Here is a 26,347-nt window from a genome sequence, read left to right on the forward strand (position 1 = left end):
AAACCCTCCCTGAAGGAGAAGGCCAGGAAGAGGAGCGCCCCGGACCGCCTCGCGATCCGAGCAACATCGACAGCCCGCCGGCTGCCAGCATTCTCCGGCCCTGTCGCGCAACAGACGACTTTCCAGTGCAAAGCCGCGCGGCCGTGGACGCCGCGCACTTGTACCCACAACGACAAAGAGGAAACGCGTATGTCTGGCAATCGTGGTGTGGTCTATCTCGGCCCGGGCAAGGTCGAGGTGCAGAACATTCCCTATCCGAAGATGCAGGACCCGCAGGGCCGGCAGATCGACCACGGGGTGATCCTGCGGGTGGTCTCCACCAACATCTGCGGCTCCGACCAGCACATGGTGCGCGGCCGCACCACCGCGCCGGAAGGCCTGGTGCTGGGCCACGAGATCACCGGCGAGGTGGTGGAGATCGGTCGTGGCGTGGAAACCATGAAGATCGGCGACCTGGTCTCGGTACCGTTCAACGTCGCCTGCGGCCATTGCCGTACCTGCAAGGAACAGCACACCGGCGTCTGCCTGACGGTCAATCCGGCGCGGGCCGGCGGCGCCTACGGCTACGTCGACATGGGTGGCTGGGTCGGCGGCCAGGCCGAATACGTGCTGGTGCCCTACGCCGACTTCAACCTGCTGAAACTGCCCAACCGCGAAGCGGCGATGGAGAAGATCCGCGACCTGACCTGCCTCTCGGACATTCTCCCCACCGGCTACCACGGCGCGGTCACCGCCGGCGTCGGTCCGGGCAGCACGGTCTACATCGCCGGCGCCGGTCCGGTCGGCCTGGCCGCGGCGGCCTCGGCACGCCTGCTCGGCGCGGCGGTGGTGATCGTCGGCGACGTCAACCCGACCCGCCTGGCCCACGCCAGGAAACAGGGCTTCGAGATCGCCGACCTGTCCAAGGACACCCCGCTGCACGAACAGATCGCCGCCCTGCTGGGCGAGCCGGAGGTCGACTGCGCGGTCGACGCGGTCGGTTTCGAGGCGCGCGGCCACGGCCATTCGGGCTCGCAGCAGGAAGCCCCGGCCACCGTGCTCAACTCGCTGATGGGCATCACCCGGGTCGCCGGCAAGATCGGCATCCCCGGCCTGTACGTCACCGAAGACCCGGGCGCGGTGGACGCGGCCGCCAAGCACGGCGCCCTGAGCATCCGCTTCGGCCTGGGCTGGGCCAAGTCGCACAGCTTCCACACCGGCCAGACCCCGGTGATGAAGTACAACCGCCAGCTGATGCAGGCGATCATGTGGGACCGGATCAAGATCGCCGACATCGTCGGGGTGGAAGTCATCACCCTCGACGATGCGCCGAAAGGCTACGGCGAGTTCGACGCCGGGGTGCCGAAGAAATTCGTCATCGACCCGCACAACCTGTTCCGCGCGGCCTGAACCACCGGCAACAACCGACGCGGCCCACGGGCCGCGTCGTCGTTGGCGCTATCCGGGGGAACTGCCGGCGATAAAATGGATCGGTGATACTGCTGCCATCCATTCGCGTCCCGGAGACCGCCATGAGCACCGATAGCCCGATCAACCGCGTCGAACAGGTACAGGTCGACGACCTGGCCTGCTGGCGCATCCACACCGCCCATGGCCAGGCGCTGATCGCCCAGCAGGGCGCGCAGCTGCTCAGCTACCAGCCCCACGAACAGCCGCCGCTGGTCTGGCTCAGCGACGAGGCCGGCTACCGCCGCGGGCAGTCGGTACGCGGCGGGGTTCCGGTGTGCTGGCCGTGGTTCGGTCCGCTGGAGCGCAACCCGCAGGAAGTCCGCGGCCAGGTGGAAGATGGCCTGAAGGCGCCCGCCCACGGGCTGGTCCGGGCGGTCGACTGGGAAATCGACGACATCGCCGAGGAGGACGGCGACCTCTGCGTCAGCTTCCGCCTCGACGCCCCCGACGGCCTCCCCGGCTGGCCGCACCCGGCGGCGCTGCGCATGCTGTTCCGCTTCGGCGAGCGGCTGACCCTGCGGCTGTCCACCGAGAACCTCGGCAGCAAGCCGCTGGTGCTCAGCCAGGCACTGCACACCTACTTCGCGGTCAGCGACAGCCGCGAGATCGCCATCGAGGGCCTGGAAGGCGCGCGCTACATCGAGACCCTGGAAAACTGGGAAGAACGCACCCAGCACGGCGCGGTACGGGTCAAGGGCGAACTGGACCGCATCTACCTCGGCCTCGAGCGCGACCTGCTGATCAAGGACCCGCGCTGGGAACGCAGCATCCACCTGCACGCCCTCGACTCGCGCTCGGCGGTGGTCTGGAACCCCTGGGTGGACAAGTCGCGGCGGCTCTCGCAATTCGCCGACGACGCCTGGCAGGAGATGCTCTGCATCGAGACCGGGCGGGTCTGGGACGACCTCATGCTGGTCGCACCCGGGCGCAGCGAAAGCTTTGGCGTGCAGATCTGGAGCGAGCCGCTGGAGCGGCCCTGAGCGGCTCGGCGGATGACGCCCGGGGCGGCCCGCGTCGTCCGCCATGGGCCGTTGCGCAGGTGCAGGCCCTACAGGTCCGCTTCCTCCACCACCTTCACCCTGGCCTTGTCGATGGCATAGGCGGCATCGGCCAGGTCATTGCTCACCTGCTCGATCTTCAGCGTGCCGCTGACCCACAGCGGGGTGTAGATATCGGTCAGCTCCAGTCCCTGTGGATAACGCACCAGGACGATCTGGTTCGGCGGCGGCGGCGGCACGTGGATGCAGGCGCCCGGATAGGGCACCAGGAAGAATTCGGTGACGCGGCCCTTGGCATCGTTCTCCAGCGGCACCGGGTAGCCGCCGAGGCGGATCGCCTTGCCATCCAGGCCGGCGACGGTCCTGGCCGAATACATCACCGCCGGCATCTTCCGGTCCGACTGCTTCAGGCCACCCTTGCTGGTGAAGGTGCCGGCGGCCTCCGGGGTGTCGTGGACGATGTCGGGCATTTCTTCCAGCGCCTTGCGGTCGGCCGGCGGCATCAGTTCCAGCCAGTCGGTCTCGGGCAGTTCGGCGTGGGCCAGGGGTGAGGACAACAGGACGAGCAGCAACAGGCGGGCGAACGGGGAGCGGCGCATGATGGCGGGAATACCGGCGAAGTGAGGAAACGCCGGCCCCCGCGGGGGCCGGCCAGAGCCATCAATTCTTCTTGATCAGGCCGTAAATGACCAGCAGTACGACGGCGCCGACCACCGCGCCGATGAAACCGGCCGCCTGGCCGGCCTGGTAGAAGCCGACCGCCTGACCGCCGTAGGTGGCCAGCAGCGAGCCGCCGATGCCGAGCAGGATGGTCATGATCCAGCCCATGCTGTCGTCACCTGGCTTCAGAAAGCGTGCAACGAGACCAACGATCAGTCCGACGATGATGGTTCCGATTAATCCCATGACAGTCCCTCCTTACGGGTGTATGCGCATGTATTGCGCCTGCCATGGGACAGTGTAGAGAAGCCTTGGGTTCAGTGCCGCCCGCCAACCCAAGGATGGGCGGGCGGCAATCGCTCACCCCTGGATCAGCGCCTCGACCTCGGCGATGCGCGCCTGCAGCGTCGCCCGGTCGGCGCAGCGCAGGGTGGCATGGCCGACCTTGCGGCCGTTCTTGAAGGCCTTGCCGTAGTGATGCAGGTGGCAGTCGTCGATGGCGACCACCTGGTCCACCGGCGGCACCGCGCCGATGAAGTTGAGCATCGCGCTCTCGCCGACCTTGGCGGTCGAGCCCAGCGGCAGGCCGGCGACGGCGCGCAGGTGGTTCTCGAACTGGCTGCACTCGGCGCCTTCGATGGTCCAGTGCCCGGAATTGTGCACGCGCGGGGCGATCTCGTTGGCTTTCAGGCCGCCATCCACCTCGAAGAACTCGAAGGCCAGCACGCCGACGTAGTCGAGCCGGGCCAGCACGCGGCCGACGTAGTCCTCGGCCAGGCCCTGCAACGGATGTTCGCTGCTGGCCACGGAAAGCTTGAGGATGCCGCTGTCGTGGGTGTTGTGCACCAACGGGTAGAAACGCGTCTCGCCATCGCGGGCGCGCACCGCCACCAGCGAGACTTCCCCGCTGAACGGCACGAAGCCCTCGAGGATGCACGGCACGCTGCCCAGTTCGGCGAACGCGCCCTGCACGTCGGCCGGCTGGCGCAGGACCTTCTGGCCCTTGCCGTCGTAGCCCAGGGTGCGGGTCTTGAGCACCGCCGGCAGGCCGATGGCGGCCACGGCGGCGTCGAGGTCGGCCTGGGACTGGACGTCGGCGAAGTCCGGGGTGGGAATGCCGAGGTCCTTGAACATCGACTTCTCGAACCAGCGGTCGCGAGCGATGCGCAGCGACTCGGCGTTCGGGTAGACCGGCACGAACTGGGAGAGGAAGGCCACGGTTTCCGCCGGCACGCTCTCGAACTCGAAGGTCACCAGGTCGACCTCGTCGGCCAGTTGCCGCAGGTGCTCCTGGTCGCCGTAGTCGGCACGGATGTGCTCGCCCAGGGAGGCCGCGCAGGCGTCCGGCGCCGGGTCGAGGAAAGCGAAGTTCATGCCCAGCGGGGTTCCCGCCAGGGCCAGCATGCGGCCCAGCTGGCCGCCACCGATGACACCGATTTTCATGGTTCGAGCCTTACCTTCTCAGAGCCTGTCTCACGCATCGCGCGGGTCGGGATTGTCCAGCACGGTTTCGGTCTGGTTGGCGCGGAACTGCTTCAGCGCCTCGTGGTACTGCGGATGCTTGGCGCCGAGGATGCTCGCCGAGAGCAGCGCCGCGTTGACCGCGCCGGCCTTGCCGATGGCCAGGGTGGCGACCGGCACGCCGGCGGGCATCTGCACGATCGAAAGCAGCGAGTCGACACCCGACAGCATCGACGACTGTACCGGCACGCCGAGCACCGGCAGGTGGGTCTTGGCCGCGCACATGCCCGGCAGGTGGGCGGCGCCGCCGGCGCCGGCGATGATCACTTCGAGGCCGCGGCCTTCGGCTTCCTCGGCGTACTGGAAGAGCAGGTCCGGGGTGCGATGGGCGGAAACCACCTTCACTTCGTAGGGGATGCCCAGCTTGTCCAGCATGTCCGCGGTGTGACTGAGGGTGCTCCAGTCCGATTTGGAACCCATGATCACGCCAACCAGTGCGCTCATCGTCGTGCCTCTCTCAAATGCGCCGTCCGGCGCGTCAGAAACCAACAAGCCACGCTTCGTCGAGGGGCGTGGCTTGTACTGGGCCGAGCCGGCGGGCAGTGCCGGTTCGAAGGCGGCGCAGTATACCGCAAAGGCAGGCCGGGCGCGCGCCGGGGGCTACCGTCCGTCCCGTTTTTTCGCGCCGTGGCGGGAAACTTGCCGCAACTCAATGCGCGCCTGCCGCGACGGGCCAGACTGGTTGCGGCGGCCCGCCCCGAAGGAAACGCGGCCGCAGCGGTACCGGAGCCTGCCGCGGTCCCCGTCATGGATACCGCGGCAGGCGCTCAGCCACTTCCAAGGAGATATCCATGACCCTGCCACAGACCATGAAAGCCGCGGTCGTGCACGCCTACGGCGCGCCGCTGCGGATCGAGGAAGTCAAGGTTCCGCTGCCCGGCCCCGGCCAGGTACTGGTGAAGATCGAGGCCTCCGGCGTCTGCCACACCGACCTGCATGCCGCCGAGGGCGACTGGCCGGTGAAGCCGCCGCTGCCGTTCATTCCCGGTCACGAAGGCGTCGGCTACGTCGCCGCGGTGGGCAACGGAGTGACCCGGGTGAAGGAAGGCGACCGGGTCGGCATCCCCTGGCTGTACACCGCCTGCGGCTGCTGCGAGCACTGCCTGACCGGCTGGGAGACCCTCTGCGAGAGCCAGCAGAACACCGGCTACTCGGTGAACGGCGGCTATGCCGAATACGTATTGGCCGATCCGAACTACGTCGGCCTGTTGCCGAAGAACGTCGAATTCGCCGAAATCGCGCCGATCCTCTGTGCCGGCGTCACCGTCTACAAGGGCCTCAAGCAGACCAACGCGCGCCCCGGCCAGTGGGTGGCGATCTCCGGCATCGGCGGCCTCGGCCACGTCGCCGTGCAGTACGCCCGAGCCATGGGCCTGCACGTCGCCGCCATCGACATCGACGACGCCAAGCTGGAACTGGCGCGCAAGCTCGGTGCCAGCCTGACGGTCAACGCCCGGCAGGAAGATCCGGTCGAAACGCTCCAGCGCGACATCGGCGGCGCCCATGGCGTGCTGGTCACCGCGGTATCCAACAGCGCCTTCGGCCAGGCCATCGGCATGGCCCGCCGCGGCGGCACCATCGCCCTGGTCGGCCTGCCGCCGGGCGACTTCCCGACGCCGATCTTCGACGTGGTGCTCAAGGGCCTGCACATCGCCGGCTCCATCGTCGGCACCCGCGCCGACCTGCAGGAAGCCCTCGACTTCGCCGGCGAGGGCCTGGTCAAGGCGACCATCCACCCGGGCAAGCTGGACGACATCAACCAGATCCTCGACCAGATGCGCGCCGGGCAGATCGAGGGGCGCATCGTCCTCGAGATGTGACCCGCGGGGCGGTGCCCCGGCGCCGCCCTTGCCTGTCTACTCGACGCTGCCCAGCCCGCCTTCCAGCTTGCGCCAGAGCAGGCGGATCGCCGCCTTGCGCACCAGCGCGCAGCGGTACAGGCGGATTTCCTGCGGCACGAACCATTGCGGCCCGCCACAGATCGCCAGCTCGCCGCGCTCCAGTTCGTTGACCACGCTCAGCCGCGGCACCCAGGCCACGCCCATGCCTTGCAGCGCCATGCTCTTCAGGCTGTCGGCCATCGCCGTCTCGTAGACCGTGGTGTAGCGCAGGTTGCGCTGGCGCAGCAGCAGGTTGACCCCGCGGCCGAGGAAGGCGCTGGCGCTGTAGGCGAGCAGCGGCACGCTCTGGCCATTCTCCAGGTCGAACAGCGGCTGGCCCTCGGCATTCACCGCGCACACCGGCAGCATCTCGGTGCGCCCCAGGTGCAGCGAGGGGAAGATCTCCGGGTCCATCTGCAGCGCGGCGTCCGGATCGTAGAACGCCAGCATCAGGTCGCAGCTGCCCTCGCGCAGGGAATGCACCGCCTCGCCGACGTTGGTGGCGATCAGCCGGCTGGCGATGTTCAGCCCTTCGTTGCGCAGCCGCGCGATCCACTGCGGGAAGAAGCCCAGCGCCAGCGAGTGGGCGGCGGCGAACTGCAGCACCTCGCCTTGCCCGCCCTCCAGGTGATGCAGGTGGCGCACCACCTGGCCGAGCTGCTCGACCACGCTGCGCGCGGTGACCAGGAACAGTTGCCCGGCCTCGGTCAGCTCCACCGGCGTGCGCTGGCGATTCACCAGGGTCAGGCCGAGGGCGTCCTCCAGGCTGCGGATGCGCCGGCTGAAGGCCGGCTGGGTGACGAAGCGCTTCTCCGCCGCCTGGGAAAAGCTGCGGGTGCCGGCTAGGGCGATGAAATCCTCCAGCCACTTCAGTTCGAGGTTCACGACGGGAAAGGCTCCGGTAATACGACGACACGTCCGTCATCATACCAGCGTCACATCCAACATTATGCCGTTTGTGCATGAGGCAGCGTTTAACAGCATTGGCCACGAAACCGTCACATCCTTAGTCTAGTGGGCATCGCGGCACTGGCCGTGTCCCTCTGAGACAAAACCCGTCATGTCCCCCGTTGCATCTTCCCGTATCGAGAAAGACCTGCTCGGCACCCTCGAAGTGCCCGCTGACGCCTACTACGGCATCCAGACCCTGCGCGCCGTGAACAACTTCCGCCTCTCCGGCGTGCCGCTGTCGCACTACCCGAAGCTGGTCGTTGCCCTGGCCATGGTCAAGCAGGCCGCCGCCGACGCCAACCGTCAGCTCGGCCATCTCCCGGAAGACAAGCACGCCGCCATCAGCGAGGCCTGCGCCCGCCTGATCCGCGGTGATTTCCACGAGCAGTTCGTGGTGGACATGATCCAGGGCGGCGCCGGCACCTCCACCAACATGAACGCGAACGAAGTGATCGCGAACATCGCGCTGGAAGCCATGGGCCACACCAAGGGTGAGTACAAGTACCTGCACCCGAACAACGACGTGAACATGGCGCAGTCGACCAACGACGCCTACCCGACCGCCATCCGCCTGGGCCTGCTGCTCGGCCACGACACCCTGCTGGCCAGCCTCGACAGCCTGATCCAGGCCTTCGCCGCCAAGGGCGTCGAATTCGCCGGCGTACTGAAGATGGGCCGCACCCAGCTGCAGGATGCCGTGCCGATGACCCTCGGCCAGGAATTCCACGCCTTCGCCACCACCCTCGGCGAAGACCTCGACCGCCTGCGTCGCCTGGCGCCGGAACTGCTCACCGAAGTGAACCTCGGCGGCACCGCCATCGGCACCGGCATCAACGCCGACCCCGGCTACCAGAAGCTCGCCGTCGAGCGCCTGGCCGCCATCAGCGGGCAGCCGCTGAAGCCGGCCGCCGACCTGATCGAAGCCACTTCCGACATGGGCGCCTTCGTGCTGTTCTCCGGCATGCTCAAGCGCACCGCGGTCAAGCTGTCGAAGATCTGCAACGACCTGCGCCTGCTCTCCAGCGGCCCGCGCACCGGCATCAACGAGATCAACCTGCCGCCGCGCCAGCCGGGCAGCTCGATCATGCCGGGCAAGGTCAACCCGGTGATCCCGGAAGCGGTCAACCAGGTCGCCTTCGAAGTGATCGGCAACGACCTCGCCCTGACCCTGGCGGCCGAAGGCGGCCAGTTGCAACTGAACGTGATGGAGCCGCTGATCGCCTACAAGATCTTCGACTCGATCCGCCTGCTGCAACGCGCCATGGATATGCTCCGCGAGCACTGCATCACCGGCATCACCGCCAACGTCGAGCGCTGCCATGAACTGGTCGAGCACAGCATCGGCCTGGTCACCGCGCTGAACCCGTACATCGGCTACGAGAACTCCACGCGGATCGCCAAGACCGCCCTGGAGACCGGCCGCGGCGTACTGGAACTGGTACGCGAGGAAAAGCTGCTGGACGAAGCCACCCTGGCCGACATCCTGCTGCCGGAAAACATGATCGCGCCGCGCCTGATTCCGCTGCGCGCCTGACCCGATACGAGATCGGGCGAGCCCAGGTCCGGCTTTCGACGCAGCCGGGCCGCAGCGCAGCCGATCGAAGAAGGCTCACCGGTAGAGGGGGAGTACTACCCCCTCGACCTTTAGGGATGGATACCCTTCATCCCTTCTTTTATACCCGGCGCCCCGGCCCAGCCGCGGCGCCACGCTCACCGGTCGAGAGGGATACCAACTTTCCCTCTCTACACTCTGAGGGACACGGCGACCTGCGGTGTCCCTTCTTTTTTTTCACCGCTCAAGACGGCCCGCAGATCTTCCCCGTTGCCGAGGTGTTGTGTGGCTGCGCTCACCTGTGGATAACGTCCGCGTCATACGTCCTACGAAGGCATCTCCCCTCTCAACACCCCGTCAACCCCTGTTCCCGCCGCTCCCCCGGAAAGAAGTAAGGCCTCAACACCCGTACCCCGACGCTGTTGCCGGCAAACGCCGCCACCAACCACAACCAGCCATGCAGGCTGCCGGAAGCGATCCCGCTGAAGTACGCGCCGATGTTGCAGCCATAGGCCAGCCGCGCGCCGTAGCCGAGCAACAGCCCGCCGATCACCGCCGCCGCCAGCGAACGGCGCGGGATGTCCAGGTTCGGCGCGAAGCGCCCGGCCAGGCCGGCGGCGAGCAGCGCGCCGAGAACGATGCCGATGTCCATCACGCTGGTGATGTCTTGCCACAGCGGCGCGGCCAGCGCCTTGGCGTTCGCCGGCGTCTGCCAGAAGGCCCAGGCGCCGACGTCCAGGCCCACGCCCTGGGCGATCTTCGCGCCCCACAGGGCGAAGGCCGACGTGATGCCCCAGGGGCGTCCGGCGAGGTACAGGGTGAGGAAGTTGAGCAGCGCCAGCGCCAGCGCGCCCCAGAGCAGCGGCCAGGGGCCGCGGAGGAAGCGCCGCCAGCCGCGCCATTCGGCGCTCGGCGGGGTTTCCAGGGTGCCGTGGCGGGCCTTCTCCATGCGCACCGTGACCCCGGCGATACCGATGAACACCGCCAGGCTCAACACCAGCGCCGGTGCCAGGCCCAGTTCGGCGACCAGCGAGATCGGCGGCAGCGACGGCAGGGCGAACCACCAGCCGACATGCTGGGTGGCGATCAGCGAGCCGAGGATGAAGAACAGCAGGGTCACCAGCATCCGCGCGTTGCCGCCGCCGACGGTGAACAGGGTGCCGGAGGCGCAGCCGCCGCCCAGTTGCATGCCGATGCCGAAAATGAAGGCGCCGACGATCACCGAAGTGCCGACCGGCGAGACGAAACCGCTCACCGGCTGGCCGAACAGGCTGCCCGCCGCCAGCGCCGGGAAGAACAGCAGCACCGCCACGGCCAGCATCACCATCTGCGCGCGCAACCCGGCGCCGCGCCGTTCGCGGATGAATACCCGCCAGGCGGAGGTGAAGCCGAAGGCGGCGTGGTAGAGGGTCAGGCCAAGGGCGCCGCCGACGATGAAGAGGGTGGCCTGGCGCGCGCTGACCGCGTTGAACAGGAACAGCCCGCCGAGCACCAGCAGGGCGAAGGCGATCAGGGGGGCGGCGAGCTTACGCTCGGGCGCGGCGGAAAGGGCGACACTCATGGCTGCTCCTGGGCGAGAGGGTGATCCGGGGGCATTCTAGTCAGTCGCGGCAACGGGTCCAACCAAAGCCTGCCGCCGCCAGGCCTTGCGCAACGCCCGCAGCGCCTCGTCGATACGCGCTTCGGGCACTGCCGCGAAGCCCAGCACCAGGCCCGCGCGGTGGTCTGGCGCAACGCCGGAGCCATCCATCCAGTAATCGCTCAAGGCGCTGATTTCCACCCCGACGGCTGCCGCCGCGGCGATCAGGGCCCGCTCCCGCGCCAGGCTGTCGACCCGCACGCACAGGTGCAGCCCCGCCTCCACCGCCGGCAAAGGCTGGCAGCCCGGCACCTCTGGCCAGCCCCGCAGCAAGGCGTCGCGGCGGGCGCGGGCGGCGCGGCGCATGCGGCGGACATGGCGCTGGAAATGCCCCTCGGCGATGAAGTCGGCCATGACCCGCTGGGTGCCCACCTCCGAATGGCGTACCTCGATGGCCCGGCGCTGGCGGAAGCGCTCGACCAGCGCCGGCGGGACCACCAGGTAGCCCAGGCGCAGCGCCGGAAAGGCGATCTTGCAGAAGGTCCCGACGTAGAGCACCCGACCCTGTCGATCCAGCGCGGCCAGCGGCGCCAGTGGCGTACCGCTGTAGCGATACTCGCCGTCGTAGTCGTCCTCGACGATCCAGCCGTCGGCGCGCTCGGCCCATTCCAGCAGCTCCAGGCGCCGCGCCAGCGACAGGGTGACGCCGGTAGGGTACTGGTGCGAGGGGGTGACATAGGCCAGGCGGCAGCCGGCAACGCGCGCGAGCTGGTCGCTGCGCAGGCCCTCGGCGTCGATGTCGATCCCGCGGGGCAGCGCGCCGGCCGCGGCGAAGGCCAGGCGTGCCGCGCGGTAGCCGGGGTTCTCCACAGCCACCGGATCGCCGTTCTCGAGCAGCACCTCGGCGCACAGGCGGATGGCCTGCTGGGCGCCATGGGTGACGATCACCTGTTCCGCCTCGCAGCGCAGGCCGCGAGCGCTGCGCAGATAGGCGGCGATCAGCTCGCGCAGGCGCGCCTCGCCGGCCGGATCGCCGTAGCCCAGGCAGTCCGCCGGCGGGTTGCGCCAGAAGCGCGCCTGCAGACGCGCCCAGGTGTCGAAGGGGAACAGGTCGAAGGCCGGCACACCGACGCGGAACGCTCGCGGCGCGCCTTCCGGCGGCGGCGCCAGGGCCGCCGGGCCGCGCGGCGCGGGAGCGGTCGGAGCGACGGCGGCGGCCCTGCCTGGAATTTCCTGCAACTCGGCAACGTAGGTGCCGTCGCCAGTGCGTCCGTCGATATAACCCTCGGCGTGCAACTGTTCATAGGCCCGCACCACGGTGTTGCGCGAAACCTTCAGGGCCTGGGCCAGCTCACGGCTGGCGGGCATCCGCGTGCGGCTGCCGAGGCGGCCGTCGAGGATCCGTTCGCGCAGCGCGGCGTAGAGCTGGCGGGCCAGGCCCTGGGCGGGGTCGAGGTGGATGCCGGCGGCGTCGAAGGGCAGTACGGTGGCCATGGCGGTCTCGGAGGGAAGAAAGCGCCAGTGTGGATTGGACCTGTGGAATTGACCAGCAATGGATCTTCTAGCGGACCATTTCCCGACCTAGTCTGGAGGCACCTTTACCCGGACATGGAACCGAGCCATGAGCACGTCCCTGCAGATTCGTCCCGTCGGCGCCGCCGACCACGCCGCCTGGCTGCCGCTGTGGGAGGGCTACCAGCGCTTCTACAGGACCGAGATCGCCGCCGCCACCAGCGACGCCACCTGGCAGCGCTTCCTCGACGCCGACGAACCGATGAACGCCGCCCTCGCCTGGCTCGACGGGCGCGCCGTGGGCCTGGTGCACTGGATCTACCACCGCTCCTGCTGGACCCTCGGCGACTACTGCTACCTGCAGGACCTGTTCGTCGCCGAGGGCCTGCGCGGCGAAGGCGTTGGGCGCCGGCTGATCGAGCACGTCTACGCCGAGGCCGGCGCCGCCGGCTGTTCGCGGGTGCACTGGCTGACCCACGAGAGCAACAGCGACGCGATGAAGCTGTACGACCGCATCGCCGACAAATCCGGTTTCCTCCAGTACCGCAGGATTCTCTGAGGCCCACCATGCGCGAACCCTTGAACTGGCGCCCCGTCGCCACTCCGCCCCACGCCCCGCTCGACGGCCGCTTCGTCAAGCTCGAACCGCTCGACCCGCAAGACCACGGCGACGACCTGTGGGGCGCCCTGCAAGGACCTGACGCCGATCCCCTGCTGTGGGAATACCTGGCCTACGGCCCGTTCGCCGAGCGCGCGGCGTTCGACGCCTGGCTGGCCGGCCAGGCGGCCAGCCGCGACCCGCTGTTCTTCGCCGTGCGCGACAGGCGCACAGGATGCGCCGTCGGCCTGCTCAGCTATCTGCGGATCACGCCGAAGGATGGCGTCATCGAAATCGGCCATATCGCCTTCGGCGCGCCGATGCAGCGCACGCCGGGGTCTACCGAGGCGGTCTACCTGCTCGCCGAACTCGCCCTCGGCCGCCTCGGCTACCGCCGCCTGGAGTGGAAGTGCAATGCCGGCAACGCCCGCTCGATGCGCGCCGCCGAACGCCTGGGCTTCACCTACGAAGGCACCTTCCGCCAGCACATGGTGGTCAAGCAGCGCAACCGCGACACCGCCTGGTTCTCCCTGCTCGACAGCGAATGGCCGGCGCGACGGGCGGCGTTCGAGCGCTGGCTCGATCCTTCCAACTTCGACGAGGAAGGCCGCCAGCGGCAAGCGCTGGCGGCGCTGCGCGGCTAGTCCCCTGGCAGGCCCTGGCGGTCGCTCAACGGTACTCCGGCAGCCAGTGCAGGCTGGCGAGGATGTGCGCGACCGCGTTGGCCACGCCGAACAGCAGCACCAGCACGATCGCCGGCGTGCCGCCCCAGGCGCGGAACAGCGGGCTGCCGAAGCGCTTGCGCGAAGCCCGCGCCATCAGCGCCGGGACGATCACCGCCCAGAACGCCGCGGCCAGCCCGGCGAAACCGATGGCGTAGATGAAGCCGTTGGGGAACAACAGCCCGCCGATGGTCGGTGGGACGAAGGTCAGCAATGCGGTCTTGAAACGTCCGAAGTGGCTGTCGTCGAACTTGCACAGGTCGGCCAGGTAGTCGAACAGGCCGAGGGTCACGCCGAGGAAGGAGCTGGCCACCGCCAGGTTGGAGAAGGTGGTGAGCAACGCGTTCAGCGAATCCGACGCGGTGATCCGGTGCAGGTATTCCACCAGGGTGCCGACGTTGCTGCCGCCGGCGATGATGCCCTTGAACTGCTCGCGGGGGATGGTGCCCAGGGTGCTGGCCTGCCACAGCAGGTAGATGGCCAGGGCTATCAGGGTGCCGATCCACAGCGAACGGCTGATCCGCTGCGGGTCCTTGCCGTAGTACTTCATCAGGCTCGGCACGTTGCCGTGGTAACCGAAGGAAGTCAGGCAGAACGGCAGGGTCGCCAGCAGGTAGGGCCAGTAGACCGCGTCCGGCTCGCCGCGGTTGAACAGGATCGCCGGCTGGATGCGCCCGAGCAGGCCGCTGATGGAGAGGCCGAAGGTAATGATCATGCCGCCGAGCATCAGCGTGGTGATGCGGTCCACCGCGCGGGTGCTCCACCACACCACCAGCGCCACCGCCAGGGCGAACAGCAGCCCGGCGAGCTTTTCCGGCAGGCTCACGCCGAGGCCGCTGGACAGGGTGTAGCCGATGATCGAGCCGCCGCCGGAGATATAGGCATAGGTGAGGATATAGAGGACGAAGGCGATGCTCAGCCCGTTGACCACATTCCAGCCCTGGCCGAGCAGGTCGCGGGTGATGGTCGAGAAGCTCGAGCCCACCGGGTAGTTGAGGTTGGCCTCGAGGATCATCATCCCCGACAGCAGCATGCAGAACCAGGTGAGCAGGAACACCGCCACTGACCAGCCGAACCAGATGCCGGACATGGCGATGGGCAGGGAGAACATTCCGGCGCCGACGGCGGTGCCGGCGATGATCATCGAACCGCCAAGCAGCGAAGGCTGGCGGCTGGTTGTGGGTGGTAAAGAGGACACCTGGGCTTCCCGATAGTCAGCGCCTGCGGCGCGACGCGCCGTTGGGCAGAGGCGGCATTCTAGGCGGCGCGCGCGCCGGGCGCATCCTGGCAGGGTGGACAGCCACCGATGTCCCACCCCTTTGCACAGGCGCACGCGGCAGGACGCCGGCATCGATAAAAAAAGGGGAGCATCATGCTCCCCCAGGGACTTTAACCGTCTGTCGCGGTCAGCCCGCAATCTCGATCAGGATCTCGCCCGGGTTGACCCGGTCGCCCTTGGCCACGTGGATCGCCTTGACCGTACCGGCGATGCCGGCCTGGACCTCGGTTTCCATCTTCATCGCCTCGGTGATCAACACCGCCTGGCCGGCCTTGACGCTGTCGCCTTCCTTCACCAGCACGTCGACGATGTTGCCCGGCATGGTGGTGCTGACGTGGCCCGGCTCGCTGGCGTGCTTGCGGCCGCTGGCGGAGCCGGCGACATATTCGTTGAGCGGCTCGAACACCACTTCTTCCGGCATGCCGTCGATGGACAGGTAGAAGTGCCGCTTGTTGTCGCTCTTCACGCCGACCCCGGTGATGTCGACGCGGTAGGTCTCGCCGTGCACGTCGATGACGAACTCGGTCGGCGTGCCTTCCGCGCCGGCGGCGGCGACACCCTTGCCGGTGGGAATCGGCAGCAGTTCCTCGGGCTTCAGGGTGCCGGCCTCACGCTCTTCGAGGAACTTGCGCCCGATGTCCGGGAACATCGCGTAGGTGAGTACGTCTTCCTCGGACTTGGCCAGGTTGCCGATCTCGCTGCGCAGCTTGTTCAGCTCCGGCTTGATCAGGTCGGCCGGGCGCACGTCGATGACTTCCTCGCTGCCGATGGCCTGGCGCCGCAGTTGCTCGTTGACCTCGCCGGGGGCCTTGCCATAACGGCCCTGCAGATACAGCTTGACCTCGTTGGTGATGGTCTTGTAGCGCTCGCCGGCGAGCACGTTGAAGAACGCCTGGGTGCCGACGATCTGCGAAGTCGGCGTCACCAGCGGCGGGAAACCGAGGTCGGCGCGGACCCGCGGGATTTCCTCGAGCACCTCGCCCATACGGTTCAGCGCGCCCTGCTCCTTGAGCTGGTTGGCCAGGTTGGAAATCATCCCGCCCGGCACCTGGTTGACCTGCACGCGGGTATCCACGCCGGTGAATTCGCTCTCGAACTGGTGGTACTTCTTGCGCACCGCGTGGAAGTACATGCCGATTTCCTGGATCAGCTCCAGGTCCAGGCCGGTGTCGTACGGGGTGCCACGCAGCGCCGCGACCATCGATTCGGTGCCCGGGTGGCTGGTGCCCCAGGCCATGCTGGAGATCGCCGTGTCGATGCGGTCGGCACCGTTTTCCACGGCCTTGAGCTGGCACATGCTGGCGACGCCGGCGGTGTCGTGGGAATGCACCACCACGTCCAGCGGCAGGGCGTCCTTCAACGCCTTGACCAGGTCGCCGGTGGCGTAGGGGGTGAGCAGGCCGGCCATGTCCTTGATGGCGATGGAGTCGACGCCCATGTCGGCCATCGCCTTGCCCTGGGCGACGAAGGCCTCGATGGTGTGCACCGGGCTGGTGGTGTAGCAGATGGTGCCCTGGGCGTGCTTGCCGGCGGCCTTCACCGCCTCGATGGAGACGCGCAGGTTACGCACGTCGTTCATCGCGTCGAAGATGCGGAACACGTCGATGCCGTTGACCGCCGCCTTGGCCACGAAGGCGCGCACCACATCGTCGCTGTAGTGGCGGTAGCCGAGCAGGTTCTGCCCGCGCAGGAGCATTTGCAGGCGGGTGTTGGGCAGCGCCGCCTTGAGCTTGCGCAGGCGCTCCCATGGATCTTCCTTGAGGAAGCGCACGCAGGCGTCGAAGGTGGCGCCGCCCCAGACTTCCAGCGACCAGTAGCCGACGCGGTCGAGCTTGTCGCAGATCGGCAGCATGTCCTCGGTGCGCATGCGGGTCGCCAGCAGCGACTGGTGGGCGTCGCGCAGGATGGTATCGGTGACGCCGGTCTTCTTCGCTTGGATGGTGTTGCTCATGTTCTGCTCCTTCCCTTACAGGCCGGCGTGGGCCGCGATGGCGGTGGCGATGGCGATGGCCAGGTGCGACGGGTTGCGCTTGATCGAGTACCGGGTCAGTTCCGGGTGGCTTTCGACGAAGCTGGTGTTGAACTGGCCGCTGCGGAATTCCGGGTTGCGGAGGATTTCCTGGTAGTACGGGGCGGTGGTCTTGACCCCCTGCACGCGCATGTCGTCGAGGGCACGCAGGCCGCGATCGAGGGCTTCTTCCCAGGTCAGCGCCCAGACGATCAGCTTCAGGCACATCGAGTCGTAGTACGGCGGGATGGTGTAGCCGGTGTAGATCGCCGTGTCGGTGCGCACGCCGGGACCGCCGGGAGCGTAGTAGCGGGTGATCTTGCCGAACGAGGGCAGGAAGTTGTTCTTCGGGTCCTCGGCGTTGATGCGGAATTGCAGGGCGTAGCCGCGGTGGATGATGTCGTCCTGCTTGACCGACAGCTCCAGCCCGGAAGCGATGCGGATCTGCTCGCGGACCACGTCGATGCCGGTGATCTCCTCGGTGATGGTGTGCTCCACCTGGACCCGGGTGTTCATCTCCATGAAGTACACCTCGCCGTCGGCGAGCAGGAACTCCACGGTGCCGGCGTTCTCGTAGCCCACCGCCTTGGCCGCGCGCACCGCCAGGTCGCCGATGTAGGCGCGCTGTTCGGGGGTGAGCTGCGGGCTCGGGGCGATCTCGATGAGCTTCTGGTTGCGACGCTGGATCGAGCAGTCGCGCTCGAACAGGTGCACGGTGTTGCCGAAGGAGTCGGCGAGGATCTGCGCCTCGATGTGCTTGGGATTGACGATGCACTTCTCGAGGAATACCTCGGCGCTGCCGAAGGCCTTGGTCGCCTCGGAGATCACCCGCGGGAACGCCTGCTCCAGCTCCTCGCGGCTGTTGCAGCGACGGATGCCGCGACCGCCACCGCCGGAGGTGGCCTTGAGCATCACCGGGTAGCCGATCCGCTCGGCTTCGCGCAGGGCCTCGGCGAGGTCGGCGACGTTGCCTTCGGTGCCGGGGGTGCAGGGCACGCCGGCGGCGATCATGCTGCGGCGGGCCTCGGTCTTGTCGCCCATGCGGCGGATCACTTGCGCCGACGGGCCGATGAACTTGATGCCGCGCTCCGCGCAGATTTCCGCCAGTTCGGCGTTTTCCGAGAGGAAGCCATAGCCGGGATGCAGGGCGTCGCAGCCGGTTTCCACCGCCAGGTTCACCAGGGCGCGCGGGTTGAGGTAGCCGGCCAGCGGGTCCGCGCCGATGCTGTGGGCTTCGTCGGCGCGCTTGACGTGCAGCGCATGGCGATCAGCCTCGGAGTAGACGGCCACCGAGCGGATGCCCATCTCGGCGCAGGCACGCACGATGCGGACGGCGATCTCGCCACGGTTGGCGATCAGGATCTTCTTGATCACGGAGGTCTCCCTCTTCGGGGTTGGGAACCTGGTACGGTCGATCCGGATATTCCGGTCGCTGCATGACCGGCAGGCAGCTCCCGGTCGCGCTTTTACCCTACCCCCGCGAGGGCGATTAACAAAAATCAATAATTATTGGGATAGCCATTAGAAAAGCTTTATAGTCGCCCGACCGATCTCGGTCAGAGTGTGACTGGAATGCGTAAGTCGTTGATGCGTATGACATTACGGCAGCTTCAGGTTTTTCGTGCCGTATGCGAGAGCCGCTCCTACAGCCGGGCGGCGGAGGAAATGGCCCTGACCCAGCCGGCGGTCAGCCTGCAGATCCGCCAGCTGGAAGAGCTGGTCGGCCAGCCGCTGTTCGAGTATGTCGGCAAGAAGCTCTACCTGACCGACGCCGCCGAAGCCCTGCTGAAGACCAGCACCGACCTGTTCCAGCGCCTGGAAAGCCTGGACATGCAGCTCTCGGACCTGAAGGGCTCGCTGCAGGGCCAGTTGCGCCTGGCGGTGGAGTCCAGCGCCAAGTACATCACCCCGCACCTGTTCAAGGCGTTCCAGAACCTGCATCCGGAAGTCAGCCTGAGCCTGACGGTGGTCAACCGCACCCAGGTGATCAAGCGCCTGGCCGACAACCGCGACGACCTGGTGATCATGTCCCTGGTACCGCAGGACATGGCCCTGGAGTTCCTGCCCTTCCTGAACAACCCGATCATCGCCGTGGCGCCGCCGGACCATCCGCTGTGCAACGCCGCGAAGCTGGCCCTGAAGGACCTGGAACCCTTTCCGCTGCTGGTCCGCGAGCCGGGCTCGGGCACCCGCAAGGCCTGCGAGGAGTTCTTCCAGCAGCGTCGCGCGCACTTCTCGCAGATCCAGGAGATCGCCTCGCTGGAGTCCCTGCGCGAAGGAGTGATCGCCGGTCTCGGCCTGGCCCTGCTGCCGCGCCACGCGGCGCACCAGGAACTGGCCAGCGGCCTGCTGCGCGAACTACCGGTGGAGGAATTGCCGCTCTATCGCAGCTGGTGCCTGGTACACGCCAAGGGCAAGCGCCTGAGCCCGGTGGCCCAGGCGTTCGTCGCCTTCGTGCGCGAGGAACGGGCGCTGATCAGCCAGCTCGCTGGGCGCTTCGCCGGCCCTGGCGGTTCGAACTGAGGTAGGCGGCGGCTACCAGTTCGGGGTAGTCGGCCAGCTCCTGGCGCAGGCGCAGTTCTTCGCAGTGGTCCTCGATCGCCCGGCGGAATTGCATGCGCCGCTGGTCTTCGAGCTTGCGGCGGGTTTTCGAATCCACGTGCTGGGCATTGGCATCGCTATGACGGGGCATCTCGCGTCTCCCATGGCCGACTGGCTGGAGTCGCGAGCATCGCGCAGCAATGTGACGGTTTGGCGGCAGGCCGGTGAAGACTGCGTTATGCCTTCCCGGCGGCGCCTCAGGACGGCTCGCCGCGCTCCTCCTGGTTCTTCATCACTTTCGGCGACAGGCGCAGGCTGCGCAGGCTGCGCTTGACGCTCTTGAGGTGGTTGACCAGGTCCGGGCCGCGGGCCATGGCCACGCCCATCGCCAGCACGTCGATCACTACCAGGTGGGCGATGCGTGAGGTCAGCGGGGTGTAGATGTCGGTGTCCTCGTGCACGTCGATCGCCAGGTTGACCGTGGCCAGGTCGGCCAGCGGGGTCTGGCTCGGGCACAGGGTGATCAGCGTGGCGCCTGCCTCGCGGACCAGGTTGGCGGTGATCAGCAGGTCCTTCGAGCGGCCCGACTGGGAAATGCAGATGGCCACGTCGCTGGGCTTGAGGGTCACCGCCGACATCGCCTGCATGTGTGGGTCGGAGTAGGCCGCCGCCGACAGCAGCAGGCGGAAGAACTTGTGCTGGGCATCCGCGGCCACCGCGCCGGAAGCGCCGAAGCCGTAGAACTCCACGCGCTGGGCATGTGCGATGGCGGCGATGGCGCGCTCCAGGGCGTGGGTGTCCAGGTGCTCGCGGACTTCCATCAGGCTGTGCAGCGTGGTGTCGAAGATCTTCAGGCTGAAGTCAGCCACCGAGTCGCTTTCGTGGATCGAGAACTGGCCGAAGCTGGCGCCGGCCGCCAGGCTCTGCGCCAGCTTCAGCTTGAGGTCCTGGAAGCCGCTGCAGCCGATGGCGCGGCAGAAGCGCACGATGGTCGGCTCGCTGACCCCTACTCCATGGGCCAGTTCGGCCATGGAGCTATGCATGACCGACGCCGGATCGTTGAGAACGTGATCGGCGACCTTGAGCTCCGACTTGCGGAGCTGTTGGCGGGACTGGGCTATGTGCTGCAGCAGGTTCACAGGCTGGACTCGACTCTCTGTAGTAACCTTGTAGTTATACTACAAACAGTCAGCCACGCCCAGCCAACGCCGTCGGGAGCTTGCCTTGAGTACACCAGCCACTCCAACGTCCTGCGACATCCTGGTCTTCGGCGGTACCGGCGACCTGGCCCTGCACAAGCTGCTGCCGGCGCTCTACCGCCTGCATCGGGAAGATCGCCTGCCGGCCGATACGCGGATCTTCGCCCTCGCCCGCAGCGCACTGGACAACGCCGCTTTCCTCGCCCTCGCCGAGCGCAACGTCCGCGCGGTGGTCGCGCGCAGCGAGTTCGCCGCCGAACAATGGAAAGGTTTCGCCGCGCGCCTCGACTACCTGGCCATGGACGCCTCGCAGAGCGCCGACTTCGGCCGTCTCGCGCGGCACCTGAAGAGCAGCGAGGGCCGGGTGCTGGTGCACTATCTGGCGACTTCGCCGAGCCTGTTCGCGCCGATCGCGCAGAACCTCGCCATCGCCGGCCTCGCCGGGCCGCAGGCGCGCATCGTGCTGGAAAAACCGCTGGGCCATTCGCTGGACTCGGCGCGGACGATCAACCAGGCCATCGGGCGGGTGTTCGACGAGTCGCGGGTGTTCCGCATCGACCACTACCTGGGCAAGGAAACCGTGCAGAACCTGATGGCCCTGCGCTTCGCCAATGCGCTGTTCGAGCCGGTCTGGCGCGCGGCGCACATCGATCACGTGCAGATCAGCGTCAACGAGACCCTCGGCGTGGAGAACCGCGGCGGCTACTACGACCACGCCGGGGCGATGCGCGACATGGTGCAGAACCATCTGCTCCAGTTGCTTTGCCTGGTGGCGATGGAGGCGCCGGTGCGTTTCGACGCCGAGGCGGTGCGCAACGAGAAGCTCAAGGTGCTGCAGGCGCTGAAGCCGATCTCCGGGCTCGACGTGCAGGACAAGACGGTACGCGGCCAGTACGCCGCCGGCAGGATCGGCGGACAGGAGGTGCCGGCGTACTACTTCGAGAAAAACGTCGACAACGACAGCGATACCGAGACCTTCGTCGCGCTCCAGGCCGAAGTGGAGAACTGGCGCTGGGCCGGGGTGCCGTTCTACCTGCGCACCGGCAAGCGCATGGCGCGCAAGTGCTCGGAGATCGTCATCCAGTTCAAGCCGGTGCCGCACAGCCTGATCGACGGCGGCGGCGGGCCGGCCAACCGCCTGTGGATAAGGTTGCAGCCGGAAGAGCGGATCAGCGTGCAACTGATGGCCAAGACCCCGGGCAAGGGCATGCAGCTGGAGCCGGTGGAGCTGGATCTCAACCTGGCCGAGGCCTTCAGCCGCAACAAGCGGCGCTGGGACGCCTACGAACGCCTGCTGCTGGACGTGATCGAGGGCGACTCGACGCTGTTCATGCGCCGCGACGAGGTAGAGGCCGCCTGGAGCTGGGTCGACCCGATCCTCGCCGGCTGGCGCGAGCACTACCAGAGCCCGCGGCCCTACCCGGCCGGCAGCAACGGTCCGGAACAGGCGCAACTGCTGCTGGAACTGCAGGGACGACGCTGGCTGGAATGACGCGGACATTGATCCGGCTCAGGATCGCCCGGCGCGCACTCGGCTAGAGTCGCGCGCCCACGTCGTTGCGAGCCCGAACCATGACCGCCACCGCCCTCCGCCCCGAACTGCTGTGCCCCGCCGGCACCCTGAAAAGCATGCGCTATGCCTTCGCCTACGGCGCCGATGCCGTCTACGCCGGGCAGCCGCGCTACAGCCTGCGGGTACGCAACAACGATTTCGACCACGCCCAGCTGGCCGAAGGCATCGCCGAGGCCCACGCGCTCGGCAAGCGCTTCTACGTGGTGGTCAACATCGCCCCGCACAACGCCAAGCTGAAGACCTTCCTGCGCGACCTGGAGCCGGTGATCGCCATGGGCCCCGACGCGCTGATCATGTCCGATCCGGGCCTGATCATGCTGGTTCGCCAGCATTTCCCGCAGATGCCCATCCACCTGTCGGTGCAGGCCAACGCGGTGAACTGGGCCGCGGTGCAGTTCTGGCGGCAGCAGGGTCTGACCCGGGTGATCCTTTCCCGCGAGCTGTCGCTGGAGGAGATCGAGGAAATCCGCCAGCAGGTCCCGGACATGGAGCTGGAAGTGTTCGTCCACGGCGCCTTGTGCATGGCCTATTCCGGGCGCTGCCTGCTGTCCGGCTACATCAACCGCCGCGACCCCAACCAGGGCACCTGCACCAATGCCTGCCGCTGGGAATACAAGGCGGTGGCAGGCCGCGAGGACGAACTGGGCAACGTGGTGGCGCTGGAGCCGACCCTGGGACGCGGCGCGCCGACCGGCCAGGTATTCCTCCTGGAGGAAGGCAACCGTCCCGGCGAACCGATGGCCGCCTTCGAGGACGAACACGGCACCTACATCATGAACTCCAAGGACCTCCGCGCCGTGCAGCACGTCGAGCGGCTGGCGCGGATCGGCGTGCATTCGCTGAAGATCGAGGGCCGCACCAAGTCCCACTACTACGTAGCGCGCACCGCCCAGGTCTACCGCCAGGCGATCGACGACGCAGCGGCCGGCAGACCGTTCGACCGCGGCCTGATGGACACCCTGGAGTCCCTCGCCCACCGCGGCTACACCGAGGGCTTCCTGCGCCGCCACGTGCACGACGAGTACCAGAACTACCAGCACGGCCATTCGCTGTCCGAGCGCCAGCAGTTCGTCGGTGAGCTCACCGGCGAACGCCGCGACGGACTGGCCGAGGTGGAGGTGAAGAACCGCTTCCAGCGCGGCGACAGCGTCGAACTGATGACTCCGCGAGGCAACCTGAGCCTGCGCGTGAAGGACCTGCGCAACGCCGCCGGCGAAGCCATCGAGGTGGCGCCGGGCAATGGCCACGTGGTCTACCTGGCGCTGCCGGAAGGCCTGGACCTGCGCTACGCGCTACTGATGCGCGATCTCCAGCCCGGCCAGGACACCCGCCAGCCGCAGGCCGAACGCAGCGGCGGGTGTGCCGGCAAGGGCGCTTGCGGCTGCGCTCACTGAGGGTTGAGCAGGAACACCACGTAGCCCCTGAACCAGGTGCTCTTTTCCAGGTAGTCGGGGGCTTGCCAGTCGCCGCCCTGGACCAGGCCGATCCGGTACGGCAGTTGCAGGCGGCTGACCCGCGGCAGGTAGGCGGCGTGGTTGGCAATGCTGTGGCGGCCCTGGTAGGTCTGCACCACCACTTCGTCGACCACGCCCTTGAGCCGGTTGATCGCCGCCGGCTCGGCGTTGCTGCCCCAGTCGAGCAGCCCGGTGATGCTCAGGCGGTACTCGCGGGGCAGGCGCCGGCGCAGGTCGCGGAGGAAATCGACGTACTCGTCGAGGTAGCGGGTACGTGCATCGAAGTCGATCTGGATGCCGACCACCGGGTTGCCGGCACGCTTCCAGCGCTGCACCTGGTTCAGCACGGCCTGGTAGATCTGCGGCGTCCAGCGCAGGGTATGGGCGCGATAGACCACCCAGACCTCGCCCCGCGCCAGGCGCGGCACCGAGATGCCCTGGGCGATCAGCCGCACGCCCTCGCCGGGGCGCCGGCGCGACTGGCTGATCTGCCCCTGCAGGATGTACAGCGTCTCGGCCCGCGCCAGCGCCGGCTGCGGCGCGACGCCGCTCCACAGCCAGAAGGCGTCGTAGTCCTCGGCGCGCACCGCGGCTTCGGCGGGCGGCAACAGCGACAGGCCCAGCAGCAGGCCCGCCAACCAGGCTCGCCAGCGCCTCACCAGTAGTACTTCAGTTCCTTGGCCCAGGAGCTGTCGGCGTAGGTCGACTTGAGCGTACGGAACCATTGCTTGCGCTCGGCCTGCGGGATGTCCTGCTGGCCACAGGTGTTGTAGCCGGCCGGGGCGAAGCAGTTGATCGCGCGGAACAGCGCGTAGGCCTTGTCTTCGCGCGACGCCTTGGCGTTGTCCATGACCTGGCGGTAGCCATCCAGCCGGGAGTACACCTCGCCCTTGAAACCGCTCGGGGTGCCGCCCAGCTCGCTGGCCTCGGGCTGGTCGTCCAGCGGCATGCCGTCGAGGCCGTTGCGCAGGATGAATTCGCCCAGGCAGTTCAGGCCCTTCGGGTCCTTGTCATCGGCGGCCAGCGCCGCGGCCGACTCGGCGATGGCCGGGCAAACGTAGCCGGACTCGGCCTTGTCGCCCTTCCAGCGGAACAGCTCCAGGCTGTTGCCGGCGCCGTAGACATAGCCGAGGCTGGTGCCCAGCTTGGTCTGCGAGGGGGTTTCGCCGAGCAGCGCGAAGTCCTTGCCGAAGTCGGCGAAGCGGCTGCGGCGCAGGTCCTTGTAAAGGAGAGTGAACAGCGCGGTATCGCGCTCTTCCGCCGTCGCGCCCTGCTTGGCCTGGCGGCGCAACAGCGCGGCGTCGGCGACGTTGCGCAGGAGGATACTGCGCAGCAACGGCTCCTGGACCGGCGAACCTTCGGCGAAGACCTTTTCCAACTGGCCGCTGCGCTCGTAGTTGAGCGCCAGGGCCAACTGCAACTGGCCCTTCTGGTACGGCTGCGCGGCCTGCGGCAACAGTTCCAGCCAGAGCGCCTCGGCGGCTTTCCAGTCCTTCTGCTGCTCCAGCGCCAGCCCGCGCAGGGTCTGCTGGCTGAAGCCGACGTAGTCGAGGCTGCCGACCTTTTGCGGCAACGCTTCGAGGGTCTTCGCCGGGTCCTGGTCGACATAGAAGCGATAGGCCGCCTGCAGGTAGGCGAACAGTTCGGGATGCGCGGCGAAGCTGGCCTGCTGGCCCTGCAGCGTTTCCCAGGTGAAGTTGCGCGGGCTCGACGGATCGTGGGCACGCATCTGCACCAGGTCGGCCACCGCCAGCAGCAGCGGGGTCTGGATGTCGCCGAGCTGGATACCGCTCAGGAGCTTGTTGTCGACCTCCTGGACCAGCTCTTCCAGGGCCATGTTACGCTGCCCTTGCTCGGCCTCGGCGAACTGCGCGGCGTAGTCCTGGGCCAGTTGCCGCTGGTCGCCGGCCAGCCAGTGCACGCGCCGCTGCAGGCCCCTGGCCGAGGCAGCGTAGAGGCCCTTCGGGTACGCCTGCAAGTAGGCCTCCAGGGCGCTGCGGGTCTGTTCCAGGCGAGCCTTGTCGACGTTCTGCAGCTCGGGGAAGCCCATGTCGTCGAAGGCGTTCTGCTGGGCGGCGTTGAGCAGGGTGCGCGCCTGCAGGTACAGGGCGGTCTCCTTCAACCAGGGTTGCGGCGCGTCCTGCAACGCCTTGAAGCCTTGTTCGGCTTCGGCGAAGCGACCGCTGTAGAAGTCCGCCGCGGCCGCCAGGTAGGCGGCGAAGGGCTTGCCCTCGGCCGACTCGACGCCATGCGCGAGCACACCGCCCAGTTCCTCTTGTTCCCAGCCGCAGGCACCGAGCAAGTCCAGGCGGCTGTTGGCCAGGGCCCTGGTCTCCGCCTCGGCCAGCCCGGCGTCACGCACCTGGCGGAGGAACGCCAGCGCGCTGTCTTGGTCGTTGCTGCGGCAGCGGCTGCCCTCGCCCTCGAAGAATTCGGCGCCGGCGATCTTTTCCGGTAGCGCTTCGGCGCCCATCTGCCGGGCCAGTTCGGCCAGCGGCGAGGGAGCTGGCGCGGGCGGCGCTGTCTCGGCTTCGCTCGCCGCCGGCGGTGCGGGCGGCTGGCTGCCGTCGCCGGGCAGCAGGCGGAACAGGCCGAACGGCACCAGGCCGTAGCCTTCGAGCTTCTCTTCCTCCGAGGGCGGCGCCTCCACCAGCCGCCAGTGGCCGGCGTCGGCCAGCAGCAGACGCAGGTTGGCGCGGGTGTCATTGCCCGGGGCGAGGAACGGCAGGGTATCGCAGGCGCCGCCGCCGACCAGCGACCAGTCGGGGTAGCAGGAGTCGTCGCTGCTGGCCTGGGCCAGCGGGGAGAGCCCGGCGCCCACCAGCAGGAGGGCGGGGAGAAGCGGCTTCGAGCGCATGAATCGTCCTTAAT

23 protein-coding genes are annotated in these 26,347 nt (G+C 67.9%); 9 read left to right on the forward strand and 14 right to left on the reverse strand.

Features of this window, described 5'->3' with window-relative positions:
- Positions 1 to 189: 189 nt before the first annotated feature.
- Both fdhA and B7D75_RS28110 read left to right on the forward strand, forming a co-directional pair.
- Complete coding sequence (gene fdhA / locus B7D75_RS28105; protein ID WP_012078002.1) at positions 190 to 1,389, forward strand: formaldehyde dehydrogenase, glutathione-independent; 1,200 nt, start codon at positions 190 to 192, stop codon at positions 1,387 to 1,389.
- Between the two features lie 83 nt (positions 1,390 to 1,472).
- Positions 1,473 to 2,429 (forward strand): D-hexose-6-phosphate mutarotase, encoded by a 957-nt coding sequence (locus B7D75_RS28110; protein ID WP_079384952.1) that lies wholly within the window; start codon positions 1,473 to 1,475, stop codon positions 2,427 to 2,429.
- Positions 2,430 to 2,497: 68 nt separating this feature from the next.
- On the opposite strand, the gene B7D75_RS28115 is transcribed toward B7D75_RS28110, so the two are convergent.
- The 4 genes from B7D75_RS28115 to purE all read right to left on the reverse strand — a co-directional run bounded on the left by B7D75_RS28115 (position 2,498) and on the right by purE (position 5,072).
- Positions 2,498 to 3,046: a DUF3299 domain-containing protein gene (locus tag B7D75_RS28115; RefSeq protein WP_107114613.1), complete on the reverse strand. Its 549-nt coding sequence runs from the start codon at positions 3,044 to 3,046 to the stop codon at positions 2,498 to 2,500.
- Between the two features lie 61 nt (positions 3,047 to 3,107).
- Positions 3,108 to 3,353 (reverse strand): GlsB/YeaQ/YmgE family stress response membrane protein, encoded by a 246-nt coding sequence (locus tag B7D75_RS28120; RefSeq protein WP_003150607.1) that lies wholly within the window; start codon positions 3,351 to 3,353, stop codon positions 3,108 to 3,110.
- Between the two features lie 114 nt (positions 3,354 to 3,467).
- Positions 3,468 to 4,550, reverse strand: a complete 1,083-nt coding sequence (locus B7D75_RS28125; protein ID WP_033997002.1) for a 5-(carboxyamino)imidazole ribonucleotide synthase — start codon at positions 4,548 to 4,550, stop codon at positions 3,468 to 3,470.
- Between the two features lie 30 nt (positions 4,551 to 4,580).
- Entirely contained in the window at positions 4,581 to 5,072 is a 492-nt protein-coding gene (purE, locus tag B7D75_RS28130) for a 5-(carboxyamino)imidazole ribonucleotide mutase (protein ID WP_003106314.1), read from the reverse strand.
- Positions 5,073 to 5,419: 347 nt separating this feature from the next.
- Between purE and adhP the strand changes: the two genes are divergently transcribed.
- A complete protein-coding gene (gene adhP / locus B7D75_RS28140; protein WP_043099562.1) occupies positions 5,420 to 6,448 on the forward strand; it encodes an alcohol dehydrogenase AdhP in 1,029 nt (342 codons plus the stop codon).
- Positions 6,449 to 6,484: 36 nt separating this feature from the next.
- Here adhP and B7D75_RS28145 read toward each other — a convergent pair whose 3' ends face one another.
- Positions 6,485 to 7,393, reverse strand: a complete 909-nt coding sequence (locus tag B7D75_RS28145) for a LysR substrate-binding domain-containing protein (RefSeq protein WP_003096819.1) — start codon at positions 7,391 to 7,393, stop codon at positions 6,485 to 6,487.
- Positions 7,394 to 7,568: 175 nt separating this feature from the next.
- Here B7D75_RS28145 and aspA point away from each other — a divergent pair, with 175 nt between their 5' ends.
- Entirely contained in the window at positions 7,569 to 8,993 is a 1,425-nt protein-coding gene (gene aspA, locus B7D75_RS28150; RefSeq protein ID WP_003150612.1) for an aspartate ammonia-lyase, read from the forward strand.
- 364 nt (positions 8,994 to 9,357) lie between these two features.
- Here aspA and B7D75_RS28160 read toward each other — a convergent pair whose 3' ends face one another.
- Both B7D75_RS28160 and pdxR read right to left on the reverse strand, forming a co-directional pair.
- Positions 9,358 to 10,572, reverse strand: coding sequence for a YeeE/YedE family protein (locus tag B7D75_RS28160; protein ID WP_043099564.1), 1,215 nt, complete (start codon positions 10,570 to 10,572; stop codon positions 9,358 to 9,360).
- Positions 10,573 to 10,608: 36 nt separating this feature from the next.
- A complete protein-coding gene (pdxR, locus tag B7D75_RS28165) occupies positions 10,609 to 12,084 on the reverse strand; it encodes a MocR-like pyridoxine biosynthesis transcription factor PdxR (RefSeq protein WP_107114614.1) in 1,476 nt (491 codons plus the stop codon).
- 127 nt (positions 12,085 to 12,211) lie between these two features.
- Here pdxR and B7D75_RS28170 point away from each other — a divergent pair, with 127 nt between their 5' ends.
- Together B7D75_RS28170 and B7D75_RS28175 are read left to right on the forward strand one after the other, a co-directional pair.
- On the forward strand, positions 12,212 to 12,661 hold the full coding sequence (locus tag B7D75_RS28170; protein WP_034080672.1) for a GNAT family N-acetyltransferase: 450 nt from the start codon (positions 12,212 to 12,214) through the stop codon (positions 12,659 to 12,661).
- A gap of 8 nt (positions 12,662 to 12,669) precedes the next feature.
- Positions 12,670 to 13,344, forward strand: a complete 675-nt coding sequence (locus tag B7D75_RS28175) for a GNAT family N-acetyltransferase (RefSeq protein ID WP_053817945.1) — start codon at positions 12,670 to 12,672, stop codon at positions 13,342 to 13,344.
- A gap of 25 nt (positions 13,345 to 13,369) precedes the next feature.
- Here B7D75_RS28175 and mtr read toward each other — a convergent pair whose 3' ends face one another.
- From mtr to B7D75_RS28190, 3 genes are all read right to left on the reverse strand, one after another.
- Complete coding sequence (gene mtr / locus B7D75_RS28180) at positions 13,370 to 14,620, reverse strand: tryptophan permease (protein WP_034080676.1); 1,251 nt, start codon at positions 14,618 to 14,620, stop codon at positions 13,370 to 13,372.
- A 208-nt stretch (positions 14,621 to 14,828) separates the two neighbouring features.
- The gene (gene oadA, locus B7D75_RS28185; RefSeq protein ID WP_003105555.1) at positions 14,829 to 16,652 is read right to left on the reverse strand and encodes a sodium-extruding oxaloacetate decarboxylase subunit alpha; all 1,824 of its coding nucleotides are present in this window, start codon (positions 16,650 to 16,652) and stop codon (positions 14,829 to 14,831) included.
- A gap of 15 nt (positions 16,653 to 16,667) precedes the next feature.
- A complete protein-coding gene (locus B7D75_RS28190; protein ID WP_012078009.1) occupies positions 16,668 to 18,083 on the reverse strand; it encodes an acetyl-CoA carboxylase biotin carboxylase subunit in 1,416 nt (471 codons plus the stop codon).
- Positions 18,084 to 18,296: 213 nt separating this feature from the next.
- On the opposite strand from B7D75_RS28190, the gene pycR reads away from it, so the two are divergent.
- Positions 18,297 to 19,232: a LysR family transcriptional regulator PycR gene (gene pycR, locus B7D75_RS28195; protein ID WP_034080677.1), complete on the forward strand. Its 936-nt coding sequence runs from the start codon at positions 18,297 to 18,299 to the stop codon at positions 19,230 to 19,232.
- Here the strand turns inward: pycR and B7D75_RS28200 are convergent.
- Positions 19,186 to 19,401 (reverse strand): PA3496 family putative envelope integrity protein, encoded by a 216-nt coding sequence (locus tag B7D75_RS28200; RefSeq protein ID WP_003105559.1) that lies wholly within the window; start codon positions 19,399 to 19,401, stop codon positions 19,186 to 19,188. The genes pycR and B7D75_RS28200 overlap by 47 nt on opposite strands.
- A gap of 106 nt (positions 19,402 to 19,507) precedes the next feature.
- Positions 19,508 to 20,389: a transcriptional regulator HexR gene (gene hexR, locus B7D75_RS28205; protein WP_003154080.1), complete on the reverse strand. Its 882-nt coding sequence runs from the start codon at positions 20,387 to 20,389 to the stop codon at positions 19,508 to 19,510.
- 85 nt (positions 20,390 to 20,474) lie between these two features.
- Between hexR and zwf the strand changes: the two genes are divergently transcribed.
- Together zwf and trhP are read left to right on the forward strand one after the other, a co-directional pair.
- On the forward strand, positions 20,475 to 21,941 hold the full coding sequence (gene zwf, locus B7D75_RS28210; protein WP_003154081.1) for a glucose-6-phosphate dehydrogenase: 1,467 nt from the start codon (positions 20,475 to 20,477) through the stop codon (positions 21,939 to 21,941).
- A gap of 80 nt (positions 21,942 to 22,021) precedes the next feature.
- Complete coding sequence (gene trhP / locus B7D75_RS28215; protein ID WP_033996988.1) at positions 22,022 to 23,416, forward strand: prephenate-dependent tRNA uridine(34) hydroxylase TrhP; 1,395 nt, start codon at positions 22,022 to 22,024, stop codon at positions 23,414 to 23,416.
- On the opposite strand, the gene B7D75_RS28220 is transcribed toward trhP, so the two are convergent.
- Complete coding sequence (locus B7D75_RS28220) at positions 23,410 to 24,135, reverse strand: DUF3142 domain-containing protein (RefSeq protein ID WP_107114615.1); 726 nt, start codon at positions 24,133 to 24,135, stop codon at positions 23,410 to 23,412. The two genes, trhP and B7D75_RS28220, sit on opposite strands and share 7 nt — an antisense overlap.
- The gene (locus B7D75_RS28225) at positions 24,132 to 26,333 is read right to left on the reverse strand and encodes an outer membrane assembly lipoprotein YfiO (RefSeq protein WP_107114616.1); all 2,202 of its coding nucleotides are present in this window, start codon (positions 26,331 to 26,333) and stop codon (positions 24,132 to 24,134) included. The genes B7D75_RS28220 and B7D75_RS28225 overlap by 4 nt, the downstream gene beginning before the upstream one ends.
- Positions 26,334 to 26,347 lie beyond the last annotated feature (14 nt).

Source organism: Pseudomonas paraeruginosa (genome assembly GCF_003025345.2).
In the GTDB taxonomy this organism is placed as follows: domain Bacteria; phylum Pseudomonadota; class Gammaproteobacteria; order Pseudomonadales; family Pseudomonadaceae; genus Pseudomonas; species Pseudomonas paraeruginosa.